Raw genomic sequence first — 4592 nt, 5'->3', positions numbered from 1 at the left:
GCACGCGAGGGGACACCGCCGCAGCTGGCGTCGAGCGCATAGCAAGTGTCGCCCTTGAGACACTGGCACCGTTATTACAGGAGGCGCACAGCTTTCCGGGATCATCGGGCTGCCGGACGCGGATATCGATCTGCCAGATGCAGATAATGTCGGGAAACCCAGTGTTTTCCGGCCCCAACCCCAATTTTCCGAAGCTGATACGCGCGCGCACGCGAGGGGCGCTGCCCTGGTTGCCGATGCCCCCGCCAACACCTGCGCCACAATTTACCCACATTGGTCCGCCCTGATAGGCTTACATCAGGGCTGAAGGGGATAGGGTCATGAACGGATTGTTGCTGGTTCGCATTGCGGGGATCATTGTAGGCATCGCGACGCTGCTGCGTGTCGCGACTAACGAGGGGATTGTCACTTACGATCCGCTGTTCCTGGCGTGGATGGATTGTCTCAGCGACATCGTGGAGCTGGGCTTTCTCACGAAGCTCATCGGGCCGTTCCTGCATTGGGGCATCGACGTCGTCAGAGGCCTCGGCATCAGCGTGCCCGATCTTCAAGATGAGTGGCGGCCTGCGTTCGTCTTCAGCATGCTGCTGTTCGGGGCGGTTGCGCGACATAGCCGAGGTGGGTGGCTGCTCTCTGTCGCACCAGTTGGTGCGCTCGCAGTCGCAGTCTGTGCTGGGCTGAGTGGGTCCCTCGCGCCCGTCGCCTTCGTCGCCGCCGCCGCCGTCGTCGTCGCCGTCGTCGCCGCCGCCGTCGTCGCCCCCGTCGCCGTCGCCGTCGTCGCCGCCGCCGTCGTCGCCGCCGCCGTCGTCGCCGCCGCCGCCGTCGCCGCCGCCGCCGCCGCCGTCGTCGTCGCCGCCGCCGTCGTCGTCGCCGCCGCCGTCGTCGTATACTTGTTCGCTGGCTTTGTCGAGAGCAGGGGCGGCGGATGGCGGGCGCTGTTAGCCAATTCGAATTTCAACATCGGCATCGACATCCTGTTCACGATGGCGATTTCCTTTGTCATCGCAGTGGCCGCTGCCAACCCGCCGATTTGGTGAACGACACGCCCCTGCACGCTGTCCCTGAGTCAAGTTGACTCAGATTGCACCACCTTGAACTGGCTGGAAGGCGGTTGATATAAACTCAGTACGAACGTACAGTGTTTAGAAACTGAGGTGCTGACGGCATGGCCAAGGGCAAATTCGTCGCCTACTTCCGCGTATCGACCGACAAGCATGGCCGTTCGGGCCTGGGGCTTGAGGCGCAGCGCGCCGCCGTCATGACGTACCTGAACGGCGGGCAGTGGCAGTTGGCGGGCGAGTTCACCGAGGTCGAGAGCGGTCGGCGCAAGGACCGACCGCAACTGCTGAAGGCGATGGAAACCGCCCGCAAGGCGAAGGCGACGCTTATCATCGCGAAACTAGATCGCCTGGCGCGCAACGTGCACTTCATCTCGGGCCTGCTTGAGGCCAAGGTTGACTTCGTCGCCGCCGACATGCCCGAGGCCGATCGCACGTTTCTTCAGATGGTCAGCGTCTTCGCCGAGTGGGAAGCCCGCAAGATTTCCGAACGCACCAAGGCCGCTCTGCAGGCCGCCAAGGCCCGGGGCAAGCGCCTGGGCTGGTCAATGCCGTCTCGGCGCAAGGAACAGCCGGTAGCCGCTGAAAAGGGTGCAGCCGCGAACGCGACGCGCGCGGATCAGTTCGCCGAAAACGTGTTGCCGGTTATCAGGTCCATCCGGGCTGCCGGCGCAGCAACTCTCGCCGAGGTCGCGGTCGCGCTCAACAACAGAGGCATTCGCACGGCACGCGGCGGTCAGTGGTATCCGATGACGGTGCGCAATATCGAGTTGCGGCCCCAATCATAAGTCCCGTAGTACTGTGCCGAGGCGCGCAGCACTTGGAGGTCGGCGCATGCGAAGGGTTTTCTTTGGGGTAGCTGCGACCGTCGCGGCCGTTGAACTGTTTCTGCTGCTCGCGAACGCACGCATACTTGTTCGTGAACGGCGCGTGTCGCCGGGCGAGCATGTTGTCGTTGAAGGTTACGGGAACCTGTCCGAAAGTGCACAAGACAGCTTGGTGTGCACTTACTTCGACGGACGCGCCCTGCGTGACAAAGTCTATTGGTATTCGCCAAGCAACACGCTCGGGCGGGACGCCTGTCCGTTCTTGGCGTTCTCCCCAAGCCAGTCGTGATCGTCGCGTCATCGCCTGCGAGCAACGTTTCAGTGCGGTTTGAGCGAAAGCCGGAAAACGCCCACAGCAGACCCCAGCCGAGCGCCAACACAACTGCTGGAGGGATCGCCATAAACAAGACGGCCATTCCCAAAATCTCCCGCACGAATGCCGGATGACGCGCTTGATCTTCGCGGAACGACGATAGAGCACTCGCAACTTCAGCCTGCGAAAGTGGCCACGTGCTCGTGGCCGCGCCAGTGCCTGGCAATGCGCCAAATCTCGCGCGAAACTTTTCGGCGACCTCCGGATGCTCTTTCAGATAATTGAGGTCGGCTTGGGTCGGAATTCCGCTCGGGTTGTCACGGTCGGTGCAATAAGACTTCCGCTGCGCCGCTGCCGCGCTTGCAACCACGGCTGTCACGACTGCCTGTTCATCGTCGGATACGCTGACCTCGACGTCGTATCGGCAAAATACCGCCAGACGTGAAATTCCACGCGCGATGTCGGGTTGGTCGCTCCAGATGATCGAGGCAATCATGATGCCCCAGAGCACAGTCGCGATTATCCAGAACCGAAACAGGCCACGTGACCAATTCATCTGAGATACCTCTCGCCAGCCATATGCACGCGACGCGTACCATATTTCGTTGAGCTTGGCCTGTGTCCCCGCGAACATTCAGACTACCCGCACCGGCGACTGATTCGCCGGTTGCCGTGAAAGTCGCGGCATCACGCCACAAATGAAAAGCCCGGCACTTTTCAGCATGTAAAATCGCGTCCAACTTCGACCCCACCATCGTTGGGTACTAAGCCATTGATAGGATGATCGGATCGAGCATTTAAGAGGGGTCACGGTTGGACGCGAAACGCGATACCACCGAATTCAACTATTCCGCAATGAATGCAACAGGTTAGATCGCTTGACGGGTGGGGTCACCGTCGGACGCGATTTTACACTTCAAGACGCTGCAGACGATGGGGGACCGACGCGCACTCTGTGTTACAAATGCAGCCGAGCGGAAAAAGCCTCGTCTTTCTTTTCGCGTCTTCGCGCTTTCGCGTGAATCCTTTTTTGCGTTCTGCGACGCGATTTACGGTTCGCTGAAACGCCGTTCTAAGCCTTCAAATCGATAATCGGCTGCGCGTTGCTTTCCGAGACCAGGGCCACCAGCAAGTTGCTGATCAGCCGCCCCTTCGCATTGTCATCGAGCTTGACGGTGCCGTTCGCTTCCAGCTGCAGGAGAGCGCCGTCGGCCATCTTGACTGCGTTCTCGGTGATGATGCGCCTGGCACTGACCACGGCCTCGGCCTGTTGGCGGCGCAACATGGCTGAGGCGATTTCAGGGGCGTAGGCCAAATGCGACAGCCGCGTTTCGGTGACACGAACGCCCGCGATCTTCAGCCGCTCCTGAAGTTCGGCCTGAAGGTCGGCTGCGATCTTTTCCTGTGACCCGCGCAGCGACTCGACGCCGTCGTCGGAGTCGTAAGGGTGACGGCTCGCCAAAATGCGCACCGCCGTCTCGCTCTGGACCGCTACAAACTCCCGGTAATTGTCGACGTTGAGCGCCGCGCGCGCGGAGTCTTCGACATGCCAGACGATCACGGCGCCGATCTCGATCGGATTGCCGCGCTACTCGTTCACCTTCAGTGTCTTGGTGTTCAGGCTCACCGTTTTGCGCGACACCGTCTCGCGCGTCGTGAACGGCAATACCCAATAAAATCCGGCGCGTTTCAGTGTTCCGGCATAGCGGCCAAAGAACAAGATGACCCGCGACTCGTTCGGGTTATTGATGACCAAACTTGGCACCAGGATCACGAACAGAAATCCGGCGATGACATATAAGGGCAGGGCCCAAGCCTCTTCTGGCAAATACTGCGTCATGAAAGCCAGTATGATCTCTTGCTTCATGAACGCATAAACCGCCCCCGCGATCAATGCACCGATCAGCAGAAATCCGTTGATGGCAACGGTCCCCGTTTCCTTGATTCCGTTCACCGTGCCCCCAAAGCTTGGTTGGCACTTGCATATCAGACAGCGGCAGGAATTGAAATCAAAGCCGGGGGGGCAAACAACCTCTGAGGGAAGCTGCGCCAGGACATTCTGACTTTCTCGCGCGACCGGTCAGTTCACGCCGTGAAATCGGGCTCTCCGGCGCGTATCAGGTTGCACACCAGATCGTTGAGCGGCACGCCGATGCCGTGCCTGGCGGCCAGCCGCAGCACCACTTCGTTGCGCGCTTGCCATTCCGTGGCGCGCCCTGCCAGCCGGTCCACAACGATTGACCCCATGTGCACATGCGGCCCCTTCGACATGAAGGCCCACAAACGGTCGCCCAGATCGTCCGCCAGCTTCGCTCCTTCCGCTTGACCCACCGCGACCACTTCGCGGGCAAGGGCACGATAGAGCCTCGCCACGCCCTCATCCTTCAGTACCTC

At 60.8% G+C, this 4592-nt stretch carries 6 protein-coding genes; 2 read left to right on the top strand and 4 right to left on the bottom strand.

What is annotated here, in order from left to right; genetic code table 11:
- Positions 1 to 211 (bottom strand): hypothetical protein (locus SGJ19_11300; protein ID MDZ4780830.1); only part of this gene is annotated, 211 nt, incomplete at its 3' end.
- 109 nt (positions 212 to 320) lie between these two features.
- Here SGJ19_11300 and SGJ19_11295 point away from each other — a divergent pair.
- Both SGJ19_11295 and SGJ19_11290 read left to right on the top strand, forming a co-directional pair.
- On the top strand, positions 321 to 1037 hold the full coding sequence (locus SGJ19_11295) for a hypothetical protein (protein MDZ4780829.1): 717 nt from the start codon (positions 321 to 323) through the stop codon (positions 1035 to 1037).
- 128 nt (positions 1038 to 1165) lie between these two features.
- The gene (locus SGJ19_11290; GenBank protein MDZ4780828.1) at positions 1166 to 1846 is read left to right on the top strand and encodes a recombinase family protein; all 681 of its coding nucleotides are present in this window, start codon (positions 1166 to 1168) and stop codon (positions 1844 to 1846) included.
- 1424 nt (positions 1847 to 3270) lie between these two features.
- Here SGJ19_11290 and SGJ19_11285 read toward each other — a convergent pair.
- The 3 genes from SGJ19_11285 to SGJ19_11275 all read right to left on the bottom strand — a co-directional run.
- Positions 3271 to 3774, bottom strand: a complete 504-nt coding sequence (locus SGJ19_11285; GenBank protein MDZ4780827.1) for an SPFH domain-containing protein — start codon at positions 3772 to 3774, stop codon at positions 3271 to 3273.
- A 12-nt stretch (positions 3775 to 3786) separates the two neighbouring features.
- The gene (locus tag SGJ19_11280) at positions 3787 to 4152 is read right to left on the bottom strand and encodes a hypothetical protein (protein ID MDZ4780826.1); all 366 of its coding nucleotides are present in this window, start codon (positions 4150 to 4152) and stop codon (positions 3787 to 3789) included.
- Between the two features lie 131 nt (positions 4153 to 4283).
- On the bottom strand, positions 4284 to 4592 hold a 309-nt coding region (locus SGJ19_11275; protein ID MDZ4780825.1), incomplete at its 5' end, for a ketopantoate reductase C-terminal domain-containing protein.

The sequence above is a fragment of the Planctomycetia bacterium genome (genome assembly GCA_034440135.1).
In the GTDB taxonomy this organism is placed as follows: domain Bacteria; phylum Planctomycetota; class Planctomycetia; order Pirellulales; family JALHLM01; genus JALHLM01.
The sequence above is the reverse complement of the archived record's forward strand: the minus strand, read 5'-3'. Positions and strand labels throughout refer to the sequence as shown.

Excerpts from the sequence above, each read along its gene's own strand:
- SGJ19_11295 (MDZ4780829.1), top strand. The coding sequence starts at position 321 with ATGAACGGATTGTTGCTGGTTCGCATTGCGGGGATCATTGTAGGCATC.
- SGJ19_11290 (MDZ4780828.1), top strand. The coding sequence starts at position 1,166 with ATGGCCAAGGGCAAATTCGTCGCCTACTTCCGCGTATCGACCGACAAG.